The 25,833-nt window shown below is 45.9% G+C and carries 19 protein-coding genes; 5 read left to right on the forward strand and 14 right to left on the reverse strand.

Annotated features, from left to right (window positions below):
- Positions 1–1,668: a hypothetical protein gene (locus L4174_RS23700; RefSeq protein ID WP_248144785.1), complete on the reverse strand. Its 1,668-nt coding sequence runs from the start codon at positions 1,666–1,668 to the stop codon at positions 1–3.
- Between the two features lie 480 nt (positions 1,669–2,148).
- Between L4174_RS23700 and L4174_RS23705 the strand changes: the two genes are divergently transcribed.
- Together L4174_RS23705 and L4174_RS23710 are read left to right on the forward strand one after the other, a co-directional pair.
- Entirely contained in the window at positions 2,149–8,733 is a 6,585-nt protein-coding gene (locus L4174_RS23705) for an Eco57I restriction-modification methylase domain-containing protein (RefSeq protein ID WP_254589152.1), read from the forward strand.
- 40 nt (positions 8,734–8,773) lie between these two features.
- Positions 8,774–9,202, forward strand: a complete 429-nt coding sequence (locus tag L4174_RS23710; protein WP_248144787.1) for a hypothetical protein — start codon at positions 8,774–8,776, stop codon at positions 9,200–9,202.
- 72 nt (positions 9,203–9,274) lie between these two features.
- Here the strand turns inward: L4174_RS23710 and L4174_RS23715 are convergent, their stop codons facing one another.
- Positions 9,275–9,481, reverse strand: coding sequence for a DUF4236 domain-containing protein (locus L4174_RS23715; RefSeq protein ID WP_248144788.1), 207 nt, complete (start codon positions 9,479–9,481; stop codon positions 9,275–9,277).
- On the reverse strand, positions 9,481–9,786 hold the full coding sequence (locus L4174_RS23720; RefSeq protein ID WP_254589153.1) for a chromosome segregation protein ParM: 306 nt from the start codon (positions 9,784–9,786) through the stop codon (positions 9,481–9,483). The genes L4174_RS23715 and L4174_RS23720 overlap by 1 nt, the downstream gene beginning before the upstream one ends.
- Positions 9,787–10,068: 282 nt before the next feature.
- On the opposite strand from L4174_RS23720, the gene L4174_RS23725 reads away from it, so the two are divergent.
- Both L4174_RS23725 and L4174_RS23730 read left to right on the forward strand, forming a co-directional pair.
- Positions 10,069–10,821: a glycosyltransferase family 25 protein gene (locus tag L4174_RS23725; protein ID WP_248144790.1), complete on the forward strand. Its 753-nt coding sequence runs from the start codon at positions 10,069–10,071 to the stop codon at positions 10,819–10,821.
- A 56-nt stretch (positions 10,822–10,877) separates the two neighbouring features.
- Positions 10,878–11,075, forward strand: a complete 198-nt coding sequence (locus tag L4174_RS23730; protein ID WP_248144791.1) for a hypothetical protein — start codon at positions 10,878–10,880, stop codon at positions 11,073–11,075.
- 243 nt (positions 11,076–11,318) lie between these two features.
- Here the strand turns inward: L4174_RS23730 and L4174_RS23735 are convergent, their stop codons facing one another.
- Entirely contained in the window at positions 11,319–12,224 is a 906-nt protein-coding gene (locus L4174_RS23735; RefSeq protein ID WP_248144858.1) for a RepB family plasmid replication initiator protein, read from the reverse strand.
- A gap of 428 nt (positions 12,225–12,652) precedes the next feature.
- Here L4174_RS23735 and L4174_RS23740 point away from each other — a divergent pair, with 428 nt between their 5' ends.
- Entirely contained in the window at positions 12,653–13,888 is a 1,236-nt protein-coding gene (locus L4174_RS23740; RefSeq protein WP_248144792.1) for a hypothetical protein, read from the forward strand.
- 44 nt (positions 13,889–13,932) lie between these two features.
- Here the strand turns inward: L4174_RS23740 and L4174_RS23745 are convergent, their stop codons facing one another.
- From L4174_RS23745 to L4174_RS23790, 10 genes are all read right to left on the reverse strand, one after another.
- Complete coding sequence (locus tag L4174_RS23745) at positions 13,933–14,271, reverse strand: hypothetical protein (RefSeq protein WP_248144793.1); 339 nt, start codon at positions 14,269–14,271, stop codon at positions 13,933–13,935.
- A gap of 48 nt (positions 14,272–14,319) precedes the next feature.
- Complete coding sequence (locus L4174_RS23750) at positions 14,320–16,785, reverse strand: hypothetical protein (RefSeq protein WP_248144794.1); 2,466 nt, start codon at positions 16,783–16,785, stop codon at positions 14,320–14,322.
- On the reverse strand, positions 16,782–17,402 hold the full coding sequence (locus L4174_RS23755) for a hypothetical protein (RefSeq protein ID WP_248144795.1): 621 nt from the start codon (positions 17,400–17,402) through the stop codon (positions 16,782–16,784). Before L4174_RS23755 ends, L4174_RS23750 begins: the two co-directional genes overlap by 4 nt.
- Positions 17,395–17,817, reverse strand: coding sequence for a hypothetical protein (locus tag L4174_RS23760; protein WP_248144796.1), 423 nt, complete (start codon positions 17,815–17,817; stop codon positions 17,395–17,397). Before L4174_RS23760 ends, L4174_RS23755 begins: the two co-directional genes overlap by 8 nt.
- Positions 17,814–18,014: a hypothetical protein gene (locus L4174_RS23765; protein WP_248144797.1), complete on the reverse strand. Its 201-nt coding sequence runs from the start codon at positions 18,012–18,014 to the stop codon at positions 17,814–17,816. The genes L4174_RS23760 and L4174_RS23765 overlap by 4 nt, the downstream gene beginning before the upstream one ends.
- 201 nt (positions 18,015–18,215) lie before the next feature.
- On the reverse strand, positions 18,216–22,829 hold the full coding sequence (locus L4174_RS23770) for a hypothetical protein (RefSeq protein ID WP_248144798.1): 4,614 nt from the start codon (positions 22,827–22,829) through the stop codon (positions 18,216–18,218).
- Between the two features lie 8 nt (positions 22,830–22,837).
- The gene (locus tag L4174_RS23775) at positions 22,838–23,263 is read right to left on the reverse strand and encodes a hypothetical protein (RefSeq protein WP_248144799.1); all 426 of its coding nucleotides are present in this window, start codon (positions 23,261–23,263) and stop codon (positions 22,838–22,840) included.
- Between the two features lie 12 nt (positions 23,264–23,275).
- Positions 23,276–24,103, reverse strand: a complete 828-nt coding sequence (locus tag L4174_RS23780; protein WP_248144800.1) for a hypothetical protein — start codon at positions 24,101–24,103, stop codon at positions 23,276–23,278.
- A gap of 9 nt (positions 24,104–24,112) precedes the next feature.
- Positions 24,113–25,492: a hypothetical protein gene (locus tag L4174_RS23785; RefSeq protein ID WP_248144801.1), complete on the reverse strand. Its 1,380-nt coding sequence runs from the start codon at positions 25,490–25,492 to the stop codon at positions 24,113–24,115.
- Positions 25,492–25,830 (reverse strand): hypothetical protein, encoded by a 339-nt coding sequence (locus L4174_RS23790; RefSeq protein WP_248144802.1) that lies wholly within the window; start codon positions 25,828–25,830, stop codon positions 25,492–25,494. Before L4174_RS23790 ends, L4174_RS23785 begins: the two co-directional genes overlap by 1 nt.
- Between the last annotated feature and the right edge of the window lie 3 nt (positions 25,831–25,833).

The following is a 25,833-nucleotide window of genomic DNA, read 5'->3' on the forward strand; positions in this document are numbered from 1 at the left end:
CTACCCCTCTACATTCAATTCATACAGAACATTTAAAATTTCATCGCGAATTGCTCGCTGGTTGTTTCTAAATCGGTCCGCCCCGAGTGATTCAAGAAGCTGGTCATTTCCAGCCACATTTGAAGCCAACTCGCTTATGATTAATTCAACTTCTTCCGCATCACAATCGAGTAGCGAGTTGTACATTTTATTTTTGAAAGTAATTGATTTTGATAGTGTTCCAGACTCTATCTGCTCCAAGAGTGTTACAACGATGCTTGCGTAGTTAGCGCGGCTTTCTCGTGCTGCACTTTCCTCCAAGGCAATAGCAGTATTCATCGAATTAAACTCAAGCTCGAAAGGTCGATCCTGTGGCAACCACACTTTCTGGTCTCTAAATGCGGTGTGGATATCAATACTGCGAAGAACAAAAGATGCAGCTGCACTTCTCAACAAATTAGCTCTCAAGGCTGACTGGATTGAGGTCCTTAAAAATCCACCATCTCCCAGCCCTCCGGACAATAAATCGGAGAAACCTAACATTGAAGGGTCAACACCCAGCGTGCCGGCTAATCTTTTCAGATCAAACATGATGTCCTCGATATGTTGAATATCTGGACTGATTGTTTGCGTGTCTATTGAAACACCGCCTTTGGATCCTCCCATTACTGGAATGACAGAATTCCAGACTGTTGAAATAAAGCCTCTCTTAAATCCTAGCCGTAGTGACTCTTCTTTGTCCTGTTTCAGCTGTGAAGCCACAAGATGCATGTATTCTGATGCTCGGGCTATATCCAATCCATCTGTTGAGACTGTTACAAACCGATCTATATGGCTGGCATTATTCCTGGAAGCACCTAATGACCGTAATGAACGCCTAATTGAACACCAAGAATCGTGACTGGTGTGAAGCAAACTCATCCCGTAGTTCTGTGTTTCGACCGGATCCCGGCGGTATGCATCGTCATATAAATTAAATTCTTTGCCAGACAGTCTTGATGGCTCTTTCTTGGTGCTGGGCACCCAGTTGGGCAACTTGAGCGGTATTAATGCCCATGGCGGGGCGAGTTCAGGCGTACCGATTTTTGAAATGAAATTCTTCGAAGTAAATCCGACTGTCTGGCCACCTTTCTCATATTCTTTTATGTTTGAGGGTAAGGTGTAGTGATTTGATTCCCATGCTACGATCCCTCGACCGGGCTCACCGTGCGGACGGACATAATTTGCGCCTAAGATACATGTAGGTCTGATCCAATTCAGAATTTCTCTATTAATCGGCTCCATAACCTCATAATTCAACCGTTCTACATACTCTGCAGATGCATCTGATTTAGGCTTCAACCACATCGCTCGTCCAGTACGAGAATCCGTGGAAAGAGCATGCCCTATATGGATATCCAGGGCTGCCGCTATCGTGCTGTCATCTGCCATTTCTTCATAAATGGCATACCGGTTAATACGCTCTTCCGGCAATTTGTCTATGTAAAGCCGATCACGATTTGATTCGCCACCCGAACCCAATGATGAAGACGACGGAATGTCTGCACCATTGGCATTCATCCAGCTTTGTGCGGTCGTATTACCACCCATTGTGATGTTTGGACTATATCGGTCTTCCTCTCTATAGCTCGGAAACACTTGTCGCATCAGGGAGCCAATCTTTGAGGATAGCTTCTCTTTACCTGCCATTATTTGACCTTTTATTTGCACCTAAACATGTTAGTTAGGAAAGATAATCATGATTCTATCGTTCATGGTCATATCATGCCATCTTCAAATTTGGTGACAAAAGCACCCTAATAAGTGCAAATAGTTCACCTATAAACACTTCAAAGTGTTTTAATTGATCTAATAACTGACAATTCTATCTGCATAAACAAGAATTTAGTGTGTTTCAGGTTCGGTATATTCACTTAATGGGTCGGTTTATTCCCATTTTGTCACTATATTTTTTTTAACTTTTTTTGATTGAATTTACAGATGATAAGTTTGAAACCTGGCTTGCTGTCATGTTTTTAATGTTGATTAAAGCTTAATGTTAGGAAAGAATGAGAGTACATCTGAGGTGGCCATTTCGGCCTTGCTTTAAATAGTATCGCGCTTGGATGGGTTGGTGGAGCGGCTGCATTTTATGTAGCCGCTTTTTTGTTGCTTACTCACTGGTGATTTATGAGTATTTCAGACATTGAGACAGCCGCCAGAACGGCAGGCAGTTTAGATGCTCTTCTTTCTATCTATGATTTTCACTTATTCACTTTCAATTCACAGCCTCAGTTTGGAGTAGAGAAAACAGACAGAGTCTCTATCAACACGATCAGGCGAACAGCCAACGCAGAGGCAATAGCCGTTTTAAAACGAATTTCAGATGACCCCGATTCACTAACAGAAATGGACCGGGAAAAATTACGAAAATATAGTGGCCAGGGCGGAATCGGAGGCTCTACAAACGAGTATTACACCCCACAATTTGTTGCTGATGGTACCTGGGCCGCCCTCGCCGCTTATGGGTTCAAAAACGGAAATGTGTTAGAACCGGCTGGTGGCGTTGGCGTTTTCTCAAGCACCAAGCCGGCTGGTACGCTTATGACCTCCGTAGAACTGGACAAAACCAGTTCGGCTATCAACCAAATCCTCCATCCTGAGGATGAGGTGATTAACTCCAGCTTTGAGCGCTTCGTGCAAAAGAACGCGTTCACTGATATCGGTGCCAGCTATGATGCCGTTATCGGCAACCCGCCTTATGGTTCCCGCGATGCCAGCCTGGTTGACGATGTGGGATACCGGGATATCAAACTAGCCGATCAGTATTTCGTAACACGTGCGATTGATATGTGTCGTCACGGCGGTCTAATTTGCCTGGTTCTACCGTCGCGCATTGTTGACGGCAAAAAGCTTAAAAAATGGCGTCGTGACATTTCACTGAAGGCTGAGTTCCTGGGAGCCCAGCGACTGCCAACCGGCACTTTTGGCAATAACGGATCTGATAGCGTCGTGACGGACGTGGTTATCTGGCGGAAACACCCGAAATCACTGTATGGCAAGATCCAGCGCCTTGATGCGGATACGCTGATTGAGGCTAACGTCCTTTGGGATACCTGGCTTGATGGTAAGTGGTACCAGAAGGACGGGCAGAAATTCATCCATGGGACAGAAAAGACCGTAGGCAAAGGCCAGTGGTCCCGCAAGGTAGTTGAACGTGGTTCGCGCACGGACGATCAGATTAAAGCCGCCCTGGCCCATAAGTTTGATTCCCGTATCGATTGGAATCTACTGGACGTTAAAGAGCCGAACGCAAAAGTTTATTCAGAGGGCGATCACCGTGTCATTAACGGGACGATGATGCGCTTCGATGGCAACCAATGGGTAAGCGCAATCCAGCAAGATGCAACCGGCCAGTTGAGGGCCGATGTTTATGGTGCCAAAAGTGAGGATGCACTGGCCACCATGACGGCAAACCCAAGCCTCTGCCTGCAAGCTGACTTTGAACACCTGAAAAATGCCTACCGTGATTTAGCCCGTGACTGCGATCCCGATTTCAATGAAGCCATGGCGGCCATTAAGAAACTGCCGGAAGGGAAACAAGAACGTGCTTTTCGCGGCATGATGCTGGGCCATATGGTTAACAGCGTCAGTGACCTGGCAGCCGTGCCAGACGACAGTGAAGAACACCGCCAGGCATTAAACGAACGTCGTGAACAAGTGGCCAGCATGGTTTTTGCTGAGTTCGACAAACATGGTGATCCGCATAAGCTGAAAGGCCTATCTACCCTGTCAGGAAAAGCCATGGCCAAATGGCAGGCCTTTGCTAACGCCATCGATGGTAAGGGTGAACTGTCGGAGTTACTGGGTGGCAACCTGAAACGGGAAGAAACCGCGTCTTTCGACCTAAGAGATCCACGGCAGGTCCTGGCGGCCTTCTACCAATCCACTCAACAAACGGCCATCGATGTTGGCCAGTTCCGGGTGGTTTGCACTGAGAAGAAGGACCATTTAAGCGATGAGGAATATCTGTCGTACCTGGCGCAAATGGAAGATATCGCCATTAACTCCGACGGTACGATTTCCCAAATGCACAACGCCACCAGCGGCGATATTGTAGCGAAACTGGAAAGCCTGCGGGCCGGTATGGCCAACATCGAAAACCCAATCATTGCGGCTAACCTGCGCCGTCAGATTGACGTGATTGAACAACGCCGGACCTGGACTGAAACGACGGATATCAAGTTCAAGCTAACCGACAACTGGGTGCCCCGCTCCGTTATCTTGGAGTTTCTGCAGTCTCGCGGCTATGAGCACTTTGTTTATGCCAAAACAGAGACTGACAGCGAAGGCAATGAAACGCTCAATCAGAACTATACCGGCGATGATGGTTTCTTTACCGGCTACCGCACCCGTGATGGCGTAACGCGTAACAACCCGGAAGAGAAGTTCGAGCGCCAGTTAGAAAGCTATCTCAATAAAGTCGCTGTTCGGGGCGGTTCGGGCAATGAAGGGCGTGCAGCCGTTCGTGAACAAGTCCGGCAGCTGGATGATGATTTTGCGATGTGGATTGCCACCAGCGATCACGCCGACACGTTAACCACTGAGTACAACAACCGTTTCAATGGGTTCATTGCCCCGTCTTATGATGATTCCAGCTTAGGGCTACAGGGCACGTCTGGCGCAATTCAAATGATGGGCTACCAGAATGCAACGGTTCGCCGCTTTTCCGATGAAGGCTGCGGGATCATTGGTTTTGGTACCGGCCTGGGTAAAACCTTCACCGGCCTGGCCCTGGCAACGTATAACCTGCAGACCGGCCGAAGTAAGCGTATTGCTTTTGTTGTGCCTAAATCGGTCCTGGAAAACTGGTACCACGAATCGGATCTCTTTTTTGGCAAAGACAACCTGGCCAATAAGATGTTTATCGGTATCGAGCCGGTACGCGACAAAGACGGCAATATCGTGCGTGAACCGGTCCTGGATGAAGAAGGCAACCAGGTAATCGGCAATGATGGCCAGCCTCAAACGAAAGCAAAGCTAAACGTCGATACCTCCACTAAGAAAATCGCTCCAGACCTACACCGGTTGGCACAAAGCAACGTGTCTATCGTGGTAATGACTAAAGACGTATTCGCTTCAATCCCGCTTAAAGACAGCACGATTACCGAAAACGTCGAGACAATGGTGAGTCAGGGACTGGTGGCGGGCAGCAACAAATTAGTCGCCGTAGCCGAAACGCACCGGGAAAAGGAAAAGAATAACCGGTTCGAAGCCAAGTATGCCGATGATGGCTCTACGAAAAAGCACGCCCTACCGTACTTTGAAGATCTCTTGATTGACTCAATCATTACGGACGAAGGCCACAACTACCGCAACAGCTACAAAACCGGCTCTTTCGGCAACCGGCTGGCGTTTATGCCTAACAGTGCGACTGCAGATATCGCGCTCGATATGCAGATGAAAAACAACTACGTCAAACGCGTTAACCGTGATCGTGGTTGTTACAGCCTGACAGCAACACCAACAGTAAACAGCCCTATTGATGCCTTCAATATGCTGTCCCAAGTGGTGCCGTCGAAAGTGTGGGCCCGCCTGGGTATCGTAGATTCCGACGACTTTATCCGTATGTTTGGCCGCACCGGCGAAACGGCCGTACACAAACTATCGGGCAAGGTAGAAACTAAAGAGGCCTTACTAGGCTTCCAGAATCTTGATGCACTGCGCTCCCTGTTCCACCGATACACCGAAATCAAAACGATTAAGGACGTGTCGGGCACGGTTCACATTCCAGACCTGGTGACACACACCAACTATGTCGATATGTCGCCGGAGCAGGCAGAGATTTACGAGAATCTACGCCTACGTGCTGACGCCCTATCGAATCCTGACTCCGATGAAGCAAAAGCCATTGCCGAGGAATATCCAGACGACACGGTTTTCGGTCTGATTCGAGATATGGATAAGGCCTGTACGGACCTGGACCTGTATCACGGCGTCGTTACCTTTGTCTTCCCTAAATCCAACGCCAGCAAAGTGCAAAGCTTGGCCGACGATCTTCCGACGACGATCACCGTTAATCAGTCAGTGATTGATGAGAAAACCGGTACCCGGAAGAATAAGAAAGTGAAAAGGGATGCCTCTGTATCCGTCACAACTGATGCGCAAGGCTGCAAACTGGTAGTGACTGCAGAACTGGATCCCGAAGTCATTAAGCGCCTGGCCAAGTTCGGCCTCAAAAAGTTCAGCCACCCGGCCCCGCCGAAAATCGCTAAGTTCCTGGAGAAAGCAAAAGCCGTTTACCTGGATGGCGGCAAGCAGTTGGTGTTTACCGAAGAGAAAACCCAACACGTTAAGCTGGCCAGGATGATTGCGGAGCACACCGGCTGTAAGCTGTCGGAAATCGGCATCTTGAACGCTGATACCGTTGCCGGCAAAAAAGGCTCGGGCGTCGATGAGGGCACAGAAGAGGCCGGACTGGATAACCTATCCGCCGCCTACAACGAGGGCCGGTACCGGTTCATGGTTCTTAACAAAAAAGGCGAAGTCGGTGTAAATCTTCACCGTGGTACCACGAATATTCACCACCTTACACTACCGTTCACCCCTTCATCGCTGACACAACGCAACGGCCGTGGTGCCCGCGTCGGCTCTAAAGCCAAGAAAGTGAACGTGCATTACTACGCCGGGAAAGGTTCCTTCGATAAGTTCCGTATCAGCACTATCGAACGTAAAGCACGCTGGATTGATGATCTGTTTACCGGTGACGCCAAATCTGTCGATAACGCCAACGCAGAAGATCCGAACGAACATATGATTATGCTGGCCTCTGACCCGGAAGAGGCCCGCCGTCGTGTCGCTCGCAATGAAGCGATTCGCAAGGAGAAGATGGAAGCGGAATATCGTCGTGTAGCGGCCGTGAACGTGAACAACTACCTTAAGGCCATGACTGATAGCCAGATTGACCAGGACGAACTCCAGGCGAAGATCGACACCCTACAGGCAGAGCATGACGAACACTTGGCCAAGGTCGAAGAACGCCGGGGCGCAAACCTGGATAAGTGGGGCCGCGATCGACTGAAAGACGCCGAAGATGAATATTTCAAATCACGCAAAGAGCTAATGGAACTTAAGTCCCAAATGGTCCGGTACGCCAACGCCCAGGCGGCCATTAAGCGCTTTAAACCTCAGGTAGAGAAAGCCATCAAAGATAGATACCTGGCCGTTGATAACGATATCTTCACGCACCCTGAGTTGTACTTTGCGTCAAAAGGTAAAGTCGCCCGGATTGGTGGAACATACGAAGCCAAGATCAACAAGAACCTATGGAGCAACGATACATACGAGGCAACCGTGAATATCCGAGAGTTTGATCGTCGAAAAGGTACCGTTAGCGGCATCATGCTTCAAAGCCATGACCAGTACGCCGGTCGCCAGGGGATGGCGATTAATATCCCGCTTGAAAACCTGGTTCGACAGTCCACCAGCATTGACCAGAAAGAGGCCGAACTAATGGGCCTGAGCCTGGCTGGCATGGAAGTGGCCAAAGTCACGCAGCTGATGGACCGGACCACTTTTTACCGGTTCGCCAATGAAGGATGGATCCGATTTAAAGATGCGTCCGAGCCTCTTATCGAACGTGACGGCAAATTCGACCTAACCAGCCAGACGAAAGAAAACGCCGATTACCTGGTTTACCCGGACCTGGCCGATAAAGGCCTGCAGGAACGCTTTGCTAAATACTGCGCTCAATACTCCATGGATAACGGCAGCCTTCCATATCTGCGCAGCTGGCCAGAGTTGATCCTGGGTAAAAACTGGAAGGACGTGATTAACCAATATGGCAATACCGCTACTGACCAGGAAATTACCCAATGGGTACAGGATAAAATCAAACAGGCAGAAAGTCGCTGGGATGACCTCTACCAGAACGCATTACAATCCGGTCATGTGGATGGCTGGTGGCGTCGAGTCCGGGATCTGGTTTTCAACGTTGATATGCCGAACATCACTAACCGAAACGATGAGAACCGCATTGCTACTCAGATCGCCAGTGACTACAGAACCGTAGTGAAAATGCGTTCAGAGGACTTCATTCAACGCGCCAAAGATTCGGGCTTTGCGACCTACATTGAGCTTATCAGTGATTCGACCGGCCGCGATGATCGCATCAAAAATCTTGCCGGGTTCGCCAGCAAATACCGGGCAGAACATCACTTCATTAAGAACGTGGTGGAAATGTATGATAGTAACTATGTGCTGATGATGGCCGACCTAACCGCTGCAGGTATGACGCCGCAATTGCCGGACGGTGAAGAGTTGTACGGCTCTAACGCTAAATGGCGCATTGAGGGCAAGCTAGGCAACCTGTTTAACGATAAGCAAAGCAAGATCTTCTATGTGGCCGACAAGCTACTGAAAAAGCCAGAAGTGGCCCTGCTTAACGATACCCAGCAGGCCATTGTCGATAACGTGGATAAAATCGCCCCTGGTGATATTTGTGAGCAGCTAAAACAAATGGGGATCATTGCCAAAACGAACACGTCACTGGTTACGCGCAAATTCCGCCGTAAATCGACTACCTACGAACCTTATAGCGTCCTGGGACTGCAGGACACGAAAGGCTATGACGGGGTGTTACGTAAGAAGAAAGACAACCTCAAAGAGCAGTTTGACGCAATTTATTGTGTCGATGGCAATGACGAATTTGAAGGCAGCTGGTGGCTCGTACCGGCAGATACTGACCTGACTACGATTGTAAACGCTTTAAACTAACTGATTGCGCCCGGTTCGCCGGGCGCTAAAGGAAATACCAATGATCACAACAGTTAAACTCCCTACCCCTGAGGCCTTAAAGCCATTGCTCGATGAGGCCTTAGAAGGTGGCAACCTGGCCCCTGAGGTTTTCATTAATAACCACTGCGCCGGTCTAATCACTACCCTGGCACACAATCCGCTGTCATACCGGGCTTATGGGGCGTATTGGTGGGCGGTTAAGCGGATTCTCTTAAAGAACGGTTTTGTTGAACTGTTCCAGCTGGAGGACGAGGACGAACCGGCCACCGCTGAGCACTTTTACATTCAAGATGATGTGACAACACTATGCGCGGCCTGGGCCTATATGGATGTGATGATCGACGCTGGCCACCAGCTGTCAAACATCCATGTATACACAGACTCTGAAGGGGAACAGTTTGAATACTCTCTTGAGGATTTGGACTTAGAACGTTTTCGTTTCGAGTAATCAAAAATAGGGCCGCACTATTGCGGCCCATTAGGCACTATGTTAATTCAATTGCCAGACGTGAGGACTTTTTTACGAACTTTTGGCCGTGCTTTTTCTTGAAAGTGACTTCCGAGACACCCCGGTACCTGGCACGTTAACTGATGCTACGGCGCCCTTCTTTCCGAAGTTCAGCTTGAGATTCCGGCCGCCCACCGTAAATGACACACCGGATTTAGATAAATTGATCCAGAGGAACGGTAAGATCCTGATTCTTTTTTGGAAACGCAAACCTTTCATTACTGGTCCTTTTTTAATTCTCGTTGCCACTCAGCTCTTCGTTTTTCTGCTACAGGCCTGCCCAAATCAGTCAGCTTAAATGCGAGACGTAGTGACTGTGGGTGACGGAATCTATGAACAAACCCATTCTCTGCCAGTTTGTGGCAAGACCGGGTGAAATTACTCGCGTCGACTTGCTTATTCCACGGCCTGATTTTATTGACTGTCATCAATAAATCGGTTGCTGGAAAAGGGTCATTTTCCCCTTTCTCTTCAATGAGCAGCAATACAAACAGCGCATCCTTTTGTGGGGATGAAATTCTCACAACAGTATTCCTATTTTCCATCTTATTAGGTGTATTTCCCTTCAGAGCCGATGCGGAACGCTTGTACTTTAGTGCAGCTTTGTCCGGCGATCCAACTCCCGTGATTCATCCCAGATGAAAATTATTCACCATGATGCACTCAACTTCAAGATAGCCTTAATCACCTGTGACGTGATTAACAGAAATGGAAATATGAACGCACTGGCAGGTGAATTGTGTTGAGTAAAATGTCTTATTGCATATTATACCGCTGTCATAACAAATAATTAGGTTATATCGCCCATGAATCGCTTCCTAAATAACGTATTTATCATCCACGTCAGTAAGGGATATGAAGACCGACGAGCACACATCGATCAGCATCTTCCAGAAAGAGGAATTACAAATTTTGAATACATGCTGGAGGGGGATATTTCTGACCTAACGCCAGAGGTGAAAGAAAAGTATTTCCAGCACAATGAATGTCTTCCTGCGCTCTCTTGCGCGTACAAGCACATCCTGGTCTACGAGAAAATGGTTGCTGAAGGAATTGAGCGCGCACTGGTGCTGGAAGACGATGCCTACCTGACAGAGGATGCCTTTGAAAAGTTATCTGCAGTCGAGGCTGAGATGTCCAGCGAAAGAAACTTTATCCTGAACATTGAACACAGCAATCGCTCTGTTCCGGTTCGAATCAAAAATCCGGGGCAGCTGTGCTACTTAGCATCACATACCAAAAGAACTGGTGGATATGTCATTCAACTGGAAGCTGCGAAACGGATCGTAGATTTCTTTGAGCATTACCAGACCTCTATGCCAATCGATGCATTTCAAACAAAAATGAGAGACATCCTGGGTTACAACATCTTTTGGATGGACCCCCCGGTAGTTCATCAAGGCTCTAAAAACGGTATGTTTGATAGTGAGTTAAGTCAACGAAAGAAAAATCGACTCGGTGCTCTGACATCGTACTTCCGCGATGGGTATCAACGCCACATTCTGACAAATTTAAGCTCCAAGCGGATGCGTAGCTTCCAAAAAGTCACCCGATACTGAATCAGCAATTTTGAGGGTAATTGAAAGTTGCCCTCCATACCTCAGGACAGTACACAATGCCCACCAAGAACGAGAATGTGCAACTATTCACTGCAATAGAAAACTTCGCCGCTGAAAAAATCGCAGAATTTATGCATGAGGGGCCACAAACGAAATCCGCATCAAAGCAGTTAGAAGCGCTCAATATTATGCGAAAAGCTATATCCGGCACGATATCGGCATTAGAGTCAATTCCAGAAGATACGCCAGTCTGAGTGTATTTTAACTGGGTTGAGGTGTGCTCTAATTGGGTTGTCGGTGTGCTCTAATTGGGATCTCGGTACCAAGGCCAGTTTAAAAACATTGCGGTGTATTCTGATTGGGTATTTTTCCCCATTCAGGATACACCTCACATCAACTCCACTCTCTCCGCACCAATGCAAACCCATTTAGAAACACCGAATAAGTAAAGTAGTGTATTCTAAATGGGTAATGTGCCCAATTAGAACCACCTCACACTATCCTTTCTGGGGAGAATTCAGTTGCTTATAGCGCTTTTCAACCAAATAGAATGTCTCTCCCCCCTTTCGAGCAAAGGAGCCAGACAGGAAACCGATTGATTCCAGCTTTTGAAGTCCCAGCTTGATACGCCGGTTAGCCTCTTTTACAGAAGATCCAAGCTGAAGCCGATCCCTTAATCTCTCGAACGAAACTGGTACTGGATTCTCAGGAAGGGCCACAAAGTACAGATACAAGCATTGCGCCACTTCAGCCCTCGGGAGCTTCTCCAAGACCTTCAGGCTAACAAGAACCTGGAAATCCAACCGATACATGTCCCAAAGCTTCTCATCTGCCATCAACAAAACACGATCTTCGATTTCGTCGAACTCCGCTTTAAGTAGCATGCCTGTATGAACACCCTTCACGGCGCCTTTTCGAAGGAATGATATTTTTTGACTTTGAATCCTGCCCAGAGATTCTCCGATTTGGCGTCGTAAGTTCTTGTCAAACCGTCTACTTGGGTATCCGCACGACTTCGCAAACTCACTAAACTTCAGATTGATTGTATTGGAAGAAGCCCCGTATTTGCTGAAGGACAAGACAATACCACACCAGACTTTGAAATCAGTTTCCACATTGAGCTTTTCACCTTTAACCGTGACTTGCTCATATCCCTCCGTCTGACAGATCTCCAGATCACGAAGGTCATCGGATAAATCCATTTCAACATATTTGTTGGGTGTTCTTCGACCAATTGGAGTAAACACCCCTGTCCGCAGCAGAACATTAGGCTGAACGCTGGTCGTTGTATTGCAATGCAAAGCCCTTTCAGAGGTTACGATCTCAGAACCAGGTATTACACTAGATTCAAGTTGAAATTCTTCCACAAAATTGTCCACTTCAGCTGTGATTTTCTTGTGCATCTGACCCAATTAGAATACACCTCAATAACCCAATTAGAGCACACCACGAACCCAATTAGAACCACCAGCACCCCATTTTGAACACACCTTAAACCTAATTAGAATACACCACAAACCCAATTAGAATACACCCCATTTCGCGCTAGGCCTTGATATCACTGGCCTAAAAGGGGTAGGGATCTATTAAGGATCTAATTGGTACTATAAAAGGATCTATAAAAAGGATCTTATTTTTGGGATCTAGCGCATGTATATGTGGATAACTGCAAGCAGTTACCGCACATACACACACGAAAAATGATAATTTTTTTGTCTTTTTAAAAAAATCATCAACATAAACATATGCTACACAGGTCTACCGTTAGAGACACTACCCGCTACTAGTGCTAACTATCATCTATTAAACCCATACCCAAAGAGGTGTTTACATGACCAGTTGGCAATCACTCTGTATCTTGGGGTTTATTCTTGCCCCTTTCACCACATCAGCTTCAAGCTCTTGTGATGCATCAAATGACTTTGGAGACACATGCTCAATATCTTGTCCGGAAGGCGAAGCAGCTCAATGTACAGATGGTGGAGAAAGTCGGCAGCCTGAATGTGAATGCGAAGAAGATCCATCATCTTCTGACGAAGACATTCATACTTCTCGCGTTCTACTTTATCCCTATAAAGAAAGTAGTCTCATGGATAGTTTGGAGTATAAAACCGCAAGTAGTTCTGACTCTTCAGATTTAGATATTAGGCTTGAAACAGAAACAAATATTGAAGAAATTATTAATGCAAAGTTAAATGGTCTAAAGAACTATTATTTACGCGACCAATGTTATGAAAAAGTCGTTGGTAGAAAGTGTGAATATGAACCAATACCATGTATTGTTTCTAGTGTTGACCTTAATTATGAATTTGGATTGGCATTTGATTGCCCGCCCGTTAGTCATAAATCATGTTATGACGTTAAAGAAAATGTATGCAAAAAAATTTCCGGTAAATTAGAGTTAGGCCAAGGGATAAAAGTTCAAGGTGAGCCAGAAGTTCAAGTTACTAAAGATAGAATAAAAGCTATCCCGCAAGCAGCCATGGTAATGACAACAAAATTCACCAATTGCTCAACTGAAAAACAAAGTTATACATTCAAGCATGATGAAGAGACAAGAACAGGTATTCTATACAGTAACACTGATACGCTCAAGTCCAAGCAAGGACTTTCAATTAGTGCGAATGTTGGTATTAATGTCGGTTTTATTAAAGGTGGTATATCAGTTTCAAGAAGTGAGTCTAAAGAGGTTCAAGCCAGTAAGAGGAGTGATGAGTCAGAATATTTAACAAAAACATTCTCCTTTGCGGAGCCAGTTAAAGTGAGTGAGCTTACAAAATCTATTTCTGAACATTCTTTTTTGAAGCAATTTGCTGAAGCTCCGTATGAAGGTACAGTTGTAGTTGATGGTCCAATTAAATCTAATAAATCTGGAATAAATAAATTATCTGATGTATTTCCTGAGGAAAAAGATAGAACGTTTAGATTCAAGGGGATTTTACGTGTTGAATATATGGCGGAAAATCACATTTCTGTTCTTACGCATAAACTAAGCGAAGATGAGTGTAGAGGTAAATTTTTGGAGCGTGAAGATATCCCTAGTGTAATAACTGGGAATCAGTTGTAAATTTTTAGCGCCAGATATTAATATCTGGCGCTTTTTATTTACTTTTATGCTATCTGTTCTTGGTTAGACTTAAACCAATCAACCATACCGAGTGCTACTTCGTCTAAATGAAGGCCAAGCCCATATACTTTTGTCATTGTTTTCCGAAAATCTTGAGCACTTTGAATGTTAAACTCACGATCTTTAAATCTTTGTATCAATGATTTTTCTTGTGGCTCTACTTGGGCTGTTTCAGAAGTAATCGGCGCTTTCAATAGCTTGTAGATTTCCAACCGACGCGATTTTGCTGTCATTCGCTCTTGTATTGAAAGCTCTTGATTGCTGACCTTTCGCTTAAGTTCAAATAACTCTACTTTTAGAGTAAGGCGCTCTTTTATGTTCACAATCTTTCTCCCACGGGTTTCTCAAACATGATCAGATAGGCCAATGGTCTAAATCCCTTGCGATTCCATCAGCGCGGTATGAGCATTAAATGCTTCTTCAAGCAATGCCATATGTTCATCTAATCCGTTCTCATTGAAGAAGGTCAATGCTTCCTCCAAAATCGTCATGCCAGCTTCCACGTCCTGATTTGACCCATCCCGAATACCTTTGAGTGCATCTACAAGCTGCTGCTCACGCTTAGAACCCTGTGGCTCCTGTGGCAGCGTTTCAGCTTCCAGGTCTGGGGTATCTACAGAAAGACTGTTTTTTTCGTCTGAGAGCGTTTCTGAAGGCTCTGTAACGTAGTTTTCGTTTATAGCTTCAATCACTTTCAATTTCTCAAACTCATCCATCGCATGATGCTCTTGCACGTATTTGATCAACTTCTGCGGGTGCTGAGTAGCTACTTGTGCCCAAGACTTACCAAACATGTTGATCTCATCAATGACGTTATACGTCTCCGAATTGAAATCAAAAATGCTTAAGCCACCAGCATGGACGTGAGGGGCATTTGGATCATATGCAGCTTCCAATGTAATAGCGTCACTTAATGCACTGTTAAATGATGTTTTTCTTTTAGCATTGACCGCTTGTGTAGCTTGTTTTTGAACCGTTTTAGGCAACGATGGCCACAGTTCGGAGACTCGCTGCTTAGCAGTCTTCAGGTTTATCTCACCCATATTAAATTGATCATGGATGAGCATTAGCTGAGTTTTTTCCGGGCCGGGTATCACGTCAGCATTTGTTGTTGGATTGAGTTCAGAGCCACTAGGTTGTCTTGGGGGGCCAGAAACAGCACGCTCGACTTTGTTCTCGCCATATCCGATAACATCAATCAAAGACACTGCATTTGAATACTGTAAAAACTCAACTGCCTGGGTTAATGTCCCTGAACTTACGGCGTTCGCCATTTCAACAATTTGATCAATACGAACCTGATCATGCTCGTCCTTGGCCTGGAATTTCGGCAATTCTTTGGTGAGCTTATTTAGAATTGTGCTTACCTTACCCGGGTCCTTCCTACTTGCAGCTGTGGCCATTTCTTTGGCAATTGATTTTAGTTTGGCTTTGGCATCTTTTGCCGTCTGACGGGCGGCTCGGGAATCTCCTGGCAGGAATCCAAAGATTTCATAGTCTTTAAACGTTGCGATTAATGTTTCTTCATCTGTCACATTATGATCGAGCAACAGCTGCAGACTCGGGGCGAAGTCTGTCGCTTTTGGCATAAATAACTTGCCAGAGGTTAATCGGTATTGTGATATTGCATACGAAATCGCACGTTTGGTCTCACTGTCAGGCAAATTTGAAATGACATTGTCTGTGGTTATTCGGGTACCGGTTTCGGATAACGTTTTAATAACGTCAGTAACGTCACTGCCTGCAGGTTGTTCGCCTGATTTCGAGAAGTCGTGTCCAGCAACAGCTCCAGATAGTTCTCCGACCGTTGTTTTTAACTGGGCGGCAATCTGCTCGTCGGTGAATTCATTCAAAGGGAATAGGGTTGTTTTCCCTTCAAAATTGATTAGGACCGAACGAGAGTCACCACGGCCGGAACGTGTGTCCTTACCTTTTGATGCCCATATCTCATTTAATGCTGATTCACGCTGTTGGTTGGACAGGGAGTACTTCTCGGGTGAAGCCCCCAGTTGATTGGTCTCGGATTGCTGTTTTGACAGCGATTCAATTTCTTTTCTGAGTTTTTCCTGAAGTGAATTTTGACGGTCGATTCGCTCTTGAATAACCAGACTTTCCTGCTTTAAATCGTCTGCCTCTTTTTGTATTTGATTGACCTGATCGCTGGTATCCGCTATCGCTGACTCGATAACTTCGGTTTCTGATAACGCATTTTCCAGCTCGGTTTTTAATGCTCTTTTTTCACTCTGCTTCTCCGTGAAGGAAGCACTGTTTTTCTCAACTAAATTGGAGATAGATACAACCACTTGCTTCAGTGATATTTCTTTACCACCAGCTGGTGCAACAATATGGGTAATATCTTTGGAGTTCAGCATGAATCTGAATGCAATCAGGGTATCATCATCGTTGATAGTCAGTGGATCGTCGTCTGGCGCATGAAATATCACTGAGACTGACTGCCCATCGGACAACTCAATCCGTCCGGTCATGATTGCAATATGACCGTTTTTCCTCGGTTTACTTGTTTCTACATCGCCAATTGTTAACACGCCGGTTCCAGTTAGGCTGGCATCCAATGAGCGCTTAAATGCCAACATTGTTTTCTTTAAACGCAATTTTTTTGTAGTGATTGCTTCCAGCATCAAATCATTGCTGGACTCCATACCGTAGAATAATGTCGTGTCAATATCCTCCAACGAGCATGACTCCAACAAAAGCGAATCATCGGGCTCCGCTGAGAAAATTATATCTAATTCGTCTTGTTTCAGTCCCTGGGCGAAATGATCAATAACGTTCCTAACTGAAAAGGCATGACCAATTGAAATCGGCGATATTGTCATGATTGAGACTCCTGCAGTGTGGCCAGCTGTGTTTTTAAGTCAGCAGTCTCTTTTCGCTCTGCTTCAAGCTTGGCGGTTAGGTTTTTGTATTCTGCGTCTGCAGCTGTTTTATTGGCTCGTGCGGCGTCGAGAGCTTGTTCTACAACGGCTTTTGAAGCATTTAAGGCCGTGACTTGGTCACGAGCTTCCTGAAGCCGCGTAGAAAGCGGACGACTCAATGATTTGAACTTGGGAGCCTGGGACGCCCTTGCTGCCTTGGCTTGTAATGAATTGTCAAATTGGCTTTGATTCCGTTTCATCGTTTCAGTGAGACTTTTGGCGAAACCCTTCTCCGTTGTTTCCTCTGGTACCGGCGCCGCACGGCCATTAAGCTTGATTTGATAAATATCACCTTCGGGACCTACAAATAGATCTACAAATTGACCGTTTTCAAATGAAAGCCGGGCTTTTTTTGTATATTGGGAATCCTTCCTGATTTTTCTGTTTGTCGCATCCACACTGGCAACTGGAGCCCCAGCCTTTTTGAACTCATCTGTAAGTTTCTTCAGGCCTATTTCTGTTACATTTGCAGAGTCGACGACCAGGTATTTATCACCTCTGATGTTTGGATTACTCAAGGATAAACTCCTTTTTTGCCTGGTTGATCAGGGGGAAAATTTTATACAGTGGGTTGATTCGACTTCCTGAACTTTCGATTTTTACATCCAGAACCCATACGCCAGGATTAACCAGTTTTTTGTTGAAAAGCAGGTATTCTGAATTGGTGCCCACTTTAGAAAAATCTAACGTCCGTGTTTTTCCATTGATGACCGTCGTGGGGTTTTGCTTATCCCGTATGGTGTAACTTACTGTCGCGTTCTGCAGAATATGCTTAGTCCGGAAAGTCATACTGAATCGACAATACCGCTCATCGTCTTGTGATTTTTCGACTGCCAGCAGTTCAACTTGCCGGCGCCGTAAGACGAAACGGTCAACAACAGCTGCAATGATTAGGCACCCTCCGGTCAGAAGGTGTGATGTACTAATAGTCATTTTCTGATCCCCTTAAATGGATTTATTGCATCTTTTCTCAGCGCATTCTTCGCCAGCGCTAAACTGTCTGCGCCGTTGTTGCTGGCAAGTAAAACGAGCGCACAATTAATCGATGTATTGATTTCTTGTGACTCACCAATGAAACCGGTAACCAGACCGGCAACCAGCGCCAGTGTGATTTCTGCAGAAAAGTCCAAAAGCCCGCCTTTCAGTCGCCCCTCACGCCGGCCATGCAAATATGAACCAACACCTGAGAGCAGCGACAACAAACAAACTAGGACGCTTAGCTCAACACTCACAGAGTTAGCTCCTACCGAATATAAACTGCGATCTTATCAGTTAAAGTCAATCTGACAACTTTGTTAGGAAAAATTGAGCCCCATTCAAGGGGCTCTTGATCATTTTGTTCTCACCCATATGTAGGCATTTCTTCGTTTACCCCTGACGTCCAATGTAACCTTGTCTGTACCGGATGGGTTAATTGAAATTGAACCAGTTGCAGAAGATGTCTTATAGCTGCTGTTATGAATACGTATACCAATGGTTCGTGGGGAGCTTCGCCCAGTTTCGACCCATCCAGACCAACCATTGTCTGGCACAGCACGCTGAGCTAGGCCTGCATTGACTACCTCGGACGCAGTTAGGTAATCTGTTTTTTGATACAGATGGTAATGGTCATTGGCACTGGCGCTGTGGCCATGTTTTGGCACTGGTACAGCCGGATGATTTTCCCCTTCCATCAGCCCCAACTTTTTTTCGTCTGTCGTGCTGATCAAAACAAGGTCGTCTTCTTCCAGCTCCCAAACACCTGGGTATTCATAAGTTGATGGGTTATTTTTGTTAGTCGTATACAGGATATGACCTACCGGGAACATCTTGTCCAGCAGTGCACGTGTAATCGTCTCTCGTGTAATTGACTCTACGACTTCATTTAGGGTTTTTCCCCCTAGTTTCTTTGAGTTTTCTGCGGTTGTTTTAATACCTAAAAACTTGCTATTGGATTCTTCTTTAGAGTAGGCATTTACGTCTGAGGCTTTTGGTTTATTGCCTGCGCTGTAAACCTTATAGCCATTTGAATAAACATGGCCACCTACTGTATCAATGCTTTTGTCCTTATCTTCCAGGGTTAACATGACTGCATTTCGATCTATGCTGTCGTTGATTTTGAAGTCTTGGAAGAACGATTGAGCGTTTGTTACGGTCCAATCCAAGCTGTCGACATCGGCCTCGACCATGACGACAAAATCCTCATATGTGCTGCCATACTCAAGTCGAATACGATGAATCCCGATATCTGCATAATGAGACTTACTAATCAGAGTTAAATTGGGATTCTGGCCATAGGCACATGACGCGATAAACGTTACGCTGCTGTGATTTGCGGCCCGGCTTCCTCCAATTGTGAAAATCGCAGAGGCAGGGTTTCCCCCTTTAGCGGTGGCTATGCGATACCAAATCTTGTCCGGGGATTGAGTTACTGTTGCTCCTTGAAATCCACGAGATGTTTCAAATTTAAACTTTGAATTCACTTCTCCAATTGAGTAAGCACCAATGACGGAAGGTTTTGGTAGATACCCCTCGTGAAAAATTCTGTTGTTTGATCCAACCCGCCAATCAGTGGAGCCATACCAACGTATCGAATTGCTCCATTGAGTTACGCCATTGCTATCAATTGGAGCCAGCTCTGTGTAGGAGTCAGTACCTAACAGCATCAGGCCTTTTGAATTTCCGGTACCTCTGGCCACAAGACTGTATGCAGAGACACTTCCTAATACAGAAACTGGCTTTTTAACTGTCCCGCCATTTTCAGTAGATAATGCGTTTAGGTCTTCTGGTGTTGGCTTGTTGGATGGAGAATAAAACGCTTCGCCTTTACCATTCCTGAGTTTGAACTCATCTTCATACGGCTCGATTGAGTCATTTATCTCTTTGTTAAGCACAGCCCCATTGTTTGGCCCGCCAACGGTCTTATACATCACTACCCTGAGTGAATTTTTCTGAAAGACGTCGTGGGCAATGTTCTCTCCTGCAGGGGGATATTTAATTGCCTCTGTGGACCCGATAAATCGTAGTGTCGAGGACTGAGGGTTTTCGGCCGTCATCAGAGCAATCCACGGGACCCCTTCGTAGACACAGCGAACCAGTTTACACAGAGATACTGAGTCGCCGTATTGATGCAAACTGGCGATTGTATTTGTGTGACCGGATTGAGCATTTATGTTCAGTGTATTCAGCCGTTGAGTTCCACCAGTCCTTTGGAAAACCAATTGGCCGAACACAGAACAAGCATCCAAAGTTTTTCCGTTGTTTCTGGCTGCATATGTTTTAGCGTCTGGTACTAAGAGGATCACTGACTGTAGGTAATCGTCTAAACCGCCTACAAATTTGTATCGGTTTAGAAATGCATCTCCGACGCCCAGCTCTGATGCTTTAGGGATATTGTTTGGACTGTATACCCGCTTACCTTGCTCTTTGACCAGTCCATCTGTGTCAGTAGATCCCAAGAATTTGACGTCTTTTGAACCGCGCTCAATTTGCATGAACGGTACGTCGACTTTGTTATGTCGTGTGCCAAGACAGCTGGTGTTACTTACTTTATCTCCTTGGTATTCAATATAAAAACCATGCTCTCCTTTTACTTCGGTCATAGAGATTCGCTGTTTTTGGTTATCCCCTTTTTCAATTTGTAAATCACCTTTTAGGATTCCACCTGTTTCTGGATACGCCCCGATGTCTTGAGGTTTTGGCTTATAGTTTTCAGCATATACGCGACTATCTGAAAGCCAAAGTTGCGCTTGTTCAGCAGCAATCAGACGTAATTCGCGGCGACTTGGTTCATTTCCAGTCCAAATCTCCCAGGTACTGTTTTGGACCACCTCATGGAAAATTGTATTCGATTTCCCGCCCCTGAATTTTCTCAGCAGATTTCTATTGTTTTCACCAACCGTGGGTAAACTGACTCCCATATAAACATTTTGCTGGTGGTTCTCTAAGGAGCCGGTCATTTCGTCACCGTTGCGACTGACTGCTCCTACATCTTCAGGGGTAGGCTTGTTATTACCATCGTATATGACTGCCCAATCGGTCCATTTGACTGCAGGCGCTGCAGTCATATACCGAATGCATGATTTTCCTAAGTGGTTAATCCGCTGGGTCACTTTTGCGCCGGCTGCATGTATACGAGTGGTGACCTCAAGTGTCGCTGTTAATATCTGCGCACCTGGACCCAGGTCTGTGTTGATAAACTTCCCTGCCAGCGTGTAGGTGTTTTCCTCGGTTAGGTGGTTGAGGTCAAACGCACCGTCTGCATCAGGTTCGAAGCCATGGTGCCGTAACCAGGTAATAGCATCTAGCATGCAGAGTGGTACCCGGCCAGATACATTACCACCGATCCGGTAATCAATTTGGTAAGGTTTCCCGACCTCAATAGCCGTTTCAAGTCCGTTTCGTGGAATGTATGCCAGACGAGCCGCACTGCCATCATCCAGCACCCCAACATTCGCTGAACCACTTTTCCTATAAACACGATAATAGTGTGCATCCTGGTTGTTCCAGTCACCTAAGTGGAGGCTGCCGTCCCGGATGACACTAGTCCCTTGCGTGGCAACTGCTCCAATTTCTGCCGGTGTGGGTTTATGAAACTCTGTGTAGTATTTTGAACCGTTTGCATATTCGAGAGGATTACTTTCGAAAGGAGTTAATGTATCGAGGATCTCCTGGTTCAAAACTTTGTTATTTGCGGCAACAGGATCATAAATGTGCTGATACGCGATTGGCCTGAGTTGGTCAGAGGCCAGGTATCCGTCTTTGATGGCTACATTTCCAACGCATCGAGTACCAATGAAGTCTATGCCGGCGTCTTGTACATTTGGGGTCTCTGTTGATTTGATTCCAAGCCACGTCTTCCCGTTTATATTAAACGTGACTAATCTCCAAGCCCAACCGGCAGTAAAATGACTCCTGATAAACCCGAATGCTTTGTACATGTAGGACTGGTAAGCGGTAACTTCCATGACCTCTATACGAGTTGAAGATGAAGGGCCTCCGCGTCGAAAAACCAGCTTTCCAATAACTTCAGAGATATCTGAGTTTTCACTCGGACTGAATGGGACAAGTGGGATCACTACTTGTTCGTAATGATTATGAAAAGTGAAACTTTCTTTGACGAACCCAGTTCCTGTATAAGACTGAGGTTTACCCAACATATCAGCTTCTGGGTGATAATTGTCGTTGTAAAGTTTATTCCAGCCGCCAATCGTCCAGCCGATATCAGGACCCATCCAACGTAAACCAAAATCCCAGAGAGTTTTGCCTGTTTTATCGACAGGAACTACCTCGACATATTTATCGGTACCGCCGGTATACATGCCAAACGTGTTGTTACGGTGAACCTTTGTGGCCTCTGCGGTTACCGAGCCTTTAACTTCTACAGGGCCGTAGATTGGACCTCCTGATTTTTTGAAATACTGCTTATGTGGGTCTTTCGTGACGTCTATGTGTGAATCGAGGTCAATTCCTCCAGCGATACGATTCTCTTCAGAGATCATTGCATCAGTGAGCTGTTTTGCGCCGGCCGGCACATTCACCTCACAAATAACAACGTGGTGATTTTGTCTGGCCACGGAATCAATCACCTTTAAGGTGACCGATTCTGCGGTAGCACTTCTATCGACTTGTTTGGTTTTCACACCGTACTCGTAGTAGCCTTCCAAAACTACTGCGCTTTTCTTTCCTGCCGGTACAACAACTTCAATAGGGTGTTGCCCTTGCACTGTCAGCGTGTATTTCCCGCGCTCTATGTATGCTGTGTTTTTACCGCCATCATCACCAATGATCAGCTTCAATCCTTTTCCGATCGTGTAGTTAAACCCACGATAGATGCCCGGCCGTGCGATTCCTTTGAACTTGCGGTTCAGTGATGCTGATGTGAATTGTTCAGCAAACGCCAGGTCCGCTATCAGCGGCAAATTATCCTGATCGGAGATGGTCAGAGTGGTTTTATTTATTGTCATATGCCTTCTCACGCAATGTTCGTATTAATTTCAAATTCAACGACCAGGGAACGTCCTGAGTACATCCAAACAGGCTGTGACACACCCACAGCGATCAAGCCTTTTTTACCGTCTAAAATCCCAGCAGAGCAGAATCGATGTTGCTCTCCCTCTTTGATCTTCCCGGCTGGGATTGTCGCTTTAACGTAAATCGTTCCATTTAGGTATGTGTAAACGGCATCAACGGTCAGGAATACATTTTTCAAAGCAGCTAAATTCCCTGGAATGTCTTTGGGAATAACTGGTTTCCCATTCACCATCGTGACCAGGTCGTCAGCGAATTGGACTTGCCCAAATTCGAACACAGTCGGATTCTGAGGGAGTGATGAAAGCGCTCTTTCGTCAAAGTATCTGTTGAGGAGTTTTGCAATGTCTAGACTTGATTTTATTTCCATTTTGATACCATGTTAGGAAAAATTCAGATAATTAAAATCCACGTTGAGCGCATCAACATGTTGGACATCCATTTGATAGGTTGTAGGTGTTTGAAGCTCCCTGCTGTTGTTGAATACAAGCAGAGTGCTGGTTGTGTCATGGGCAGAAACTGACTCCTGCTTCTCTTTTACGATGGGGGCATATGTGACAGTTGAAGAGGCTATAGAAATTGTTTCAATATTCTCATAAAGAACAAAATCCAGCTTGTATTGCTGGCCTTCACAGACAATCCGTAATGGAATTAGGGGGTATACGATACGGCGAAGCTCTTCTTCAAATCGCCTCATATCCTCTTCGGTATTTCCGTATACTTCACGAACTTCGTTCAAAGGGACCCTGAGAACGCCCCGGCTTGTCATAAACCACTCGTCCGCAGGTATTTGCTCCATGTCCAGCTCAGATTCGATTACAAATCTGGTGCCATACGGGAAGACATCCTGGTCAATGGGGGCAAAGAACGGCTGCCATGCTACCGATAGCCCTCCGAATTCTCGCCGTAGAGTGCCAGTGAGAGGATACACAGTCCTTTTTTGGTGTATCTCATCTTGCCGTTGCATCAGGACTAACGGGATATCTTCATCATCGACCTGGCCCAACGCGAAAAAATCACCCAATTCATTCAGCAGAACATCCATGTCTTCCTTGGCCATTTCAAAAAGCGACACTCGACGCTTCAAACGATCCAGGATTGGTTCCACGTGTGATTCCAGGACAGCTTGAATGGCATTCGCTAGATCAACCCACATTGGATGCTTTTGCTTTTCAGGGGTCAGTCGCTCTTTAAGCCAGTTATTTTTCACGGCGCCCCCTTAGTATGTGAATTCGACTGTGGAAGCTTCAATGTCCAGATAGCTGTAGTGACCAACATCGACTTTCTCTGGCATGTTGCTGGTTGTCACTCGAAACTCCTGAATAAAGGCCTGTGCTTTGATACTGGTGATGAATTCCCAAACTTCATCAATTGGGATGCGTGCGGCTTTCCCTTTCACCCCTTTGCCAAACTTCTTGTTGAGCTCCTTACGTACAAAGATCTCTGCATCATCCGGCCGGCCATTAACTTTCACTTTACCTGTTACTTGGATTGTGAATGGTATGTCGATACGCTTCCTCCATATGTACCCTTCGTTATATGCCTCTCGGCCAGAGAAGAGTTGCATGATTTCTTCAGCTAATTTCTCGTCTGTCTTCACGTCCGAATACGCAGAGATGAAGATTTTGTTTATGTTTTTGATATTTATCCCATTTAGTTTTTCTTCTTCAGCCTCTCCCCATACCGACAGCCAAATAATTCCGCCAACGTTATCTGAGATGAACTGGCGATAGTCACCATCCCAGGCGATTTGATTGTCGTAACTGGTTAAGTATTGGGCTCCTCGCCGCACATCTTCAATAGAAGCTCCCTGGGCGCCACCAGTGATCGATGTTCCTGTAATAACCTGGATGTCCTTATTCAGGCCTTCTGCTTCACCTATGAACTGTAGCGGCTGGTTATCTAACAGAGTTGTTTCACCCTGGGTGAGTCGTACCTTTAGCTTGATCTCATCGCCAGTGGCAATGGCTTTGCCGTTAGTGCCATTACCGAACCTGACTCCTAATTGACGTGTGCTGGTGAAAAACTCCATGTACACAGTACTATTGGGGCCTGTGTTTCTGTACTTATACCGCTCTTCCCAAAGCTGGCCATTTACGTAAACAGAAATGGAATGAGCCTGTTTAGTTAACTCTTTGCTTAGCAGAACGCTATACCATTTCCCCCCGCTTGCTACGATCTCAACAATTTCCTCGATTGCCAGTTGTGAAATCGCAGCCGGCAGCGTTTCCCCCGGGTTTACTTCCAGGGCGGATGTAAAAATGTATTCCAGCAATGATTTGCTGATTAAGTGAGTATCCTGGGGGATTGACACTCGTTTATTGCCTTTGTTGGTTACGAGTGCCTGGCCAGTGGATGGTGAAATTTTTAAACCTACATATCCACGGTCTTCAGCTCCTGCCAACACACTGGATTCAAGTGTGGCTTTAGAAATAAAAGTTTCCTGCAATCTTCTCCGAGCGAAATTTTCGCACCTTCTGATTGCTTGGCTGACGAACAGAGAGATACCCTTAACAAATTGAGTACCGATATGTCGTTTCCACCAGCTTGATTTGTTCAGCTGATCATCAAAATCTTGGTGTACGTCTTGTTGACTCATCAGAGATTCACCCTGTTACTATGCATGCCAAATGGTGTGCCAATGGTGATATGAAATAAGTCTTTTTCTGCCGGCTCGCAGAGGATGGAGGTAACGGGTATTTCCGGTAAGTCCAGCGGGAGCTTCAGTAAAATAGAATTTTCAATGGCTGGCGCTGACAGCTCGGGCTCGTGTCGATACTGATTTAAGGGGTGTCCCCATGATGGATTGCCGTAAACAGTGCCGACTGGCGTTGAAAACCATTCACGGAGTTGTTCAAGACGGGCTTCGCCCCCTTCGTGGACAATTACGCCGGCGGCGTCGGATTCCATCAGGAATGATATCTCTACAAGTTTCATATC

The sequence above is a fragment of the Photobacterium sp. CCB-ST2H9 genome (genome assembly GCF_023151555.2).
In the GTDB taxonomy this organism is placed as follows: Bacteria; Pseudomonadota; Gammaproteobacteria; order Enterobacterales; family Vibrionaceae; genus Photobacterium.

What these genes read in the sequence shown, in the direction of transcription:
- L4174_RS23700 (WP_248144785.1), bottom strand. Translation starts at nt 1,668, where the DNA reads ATGGCAGGTAAAGAGAAGCTATCCTCAAAGATTGGCTCCCTGATGCGA.
- L4174_RS23705 (WP_254589152.1), top strand. Translation starts at nt 2,149, where the DNA reads ATGAGTATTTCAGACATTGAGACAGCCGCCAGAACGGCAGGCAGTTTA.
- L4174_RS23710 (WP_248144787.1), top strand. Translation starts at nt 8,774, where the DNA reads ATGATCACAACAGTTAAACTCCCTACCCCTGAGGCCTTAAAGCCATTG.
- L4174_RS23715 (WP_248144788.1), bottom strand. Translation starts at nt 9,481, where the DNA reads ATGAAAGGTTTGCGTTTCCAAAAAAGAATCAGGATCTTACCGTTCCTC.
- L4174_RS23725 (WP_248144790.1), top strand. Translation starts at nt 10,069, where the DNA reads ATGAATCGCTTCCTAAATAACGTATTTATCATCCACGTCAGTAAGGGA.
- L4174_RS23730 (WP_248144791.1), top strand. Translation starts at nt 10,878, where the DNA reads ATGCCCACCAAGAACGAGAATGTGCAACTATTCACTGCAATAGAAAAC.
- L4174_RS23735 (WP_248144858.1), bottom strand. Translation starts at nt 12,224, where the DNA reads ATGCACAAGAAAATCACAGCTGAAGTGGACAATTTTGTGGAAGAATTT.
- L4174_RS23740 (WP_248144792.1), top strand. Translation starts at nt 12,653, where the DNA reads ATGACCAGTTGGCAATCACTCTGTATCTTGGGGTTTATTCTTGCCCCT.
- L4174_RS23750 (WP_248144794.1), bottom strand. Translation starts at nt 16,785, where the DNA reads ATGACAATATCGCCGATTTCAATTGGTCATGCCTTTTCAGTTAGGAAC.
- L4174_RS23760 (WP_248144796.1), bottom strand. Translation starts at nt 17,817, where the DNA reads ATGACTATTAGTACATCACACCTTCTGACCGGAGGGTGCCTAATCATT.
- L4174_RS23770 (WP_248144798.1), bottom strand. Translation starts at nt 22,829, where the DNA reads ATGACAATAAATAAAACCACTCTGACCATCTCCGATCAGGATAATTTG.
- L4174_RS23775 (WP_248144799.1), bottom strand. Translation starts at nt 23,263, where the DNA reads ATGGAAATAAAATCAAGTCTAGACATTGCAAAACTCCTCAACAGATAC.
- L4174_RS23785 (WP_248144801.1), bottom strand. Translation starts at nt 25,492, where the DNA reads ATGAGTCAACAAGACGTACACCAAGATTTTGATGATCAGCTGAACAAA.
- L4174_RS23790 (WP_248144802.1), bottom strand. Translation starts at nt 25,830, where the DNA reads ATGAAACTTGTAGAGATATCATTCCTGATGGAATCCGACGCCGCCGGC.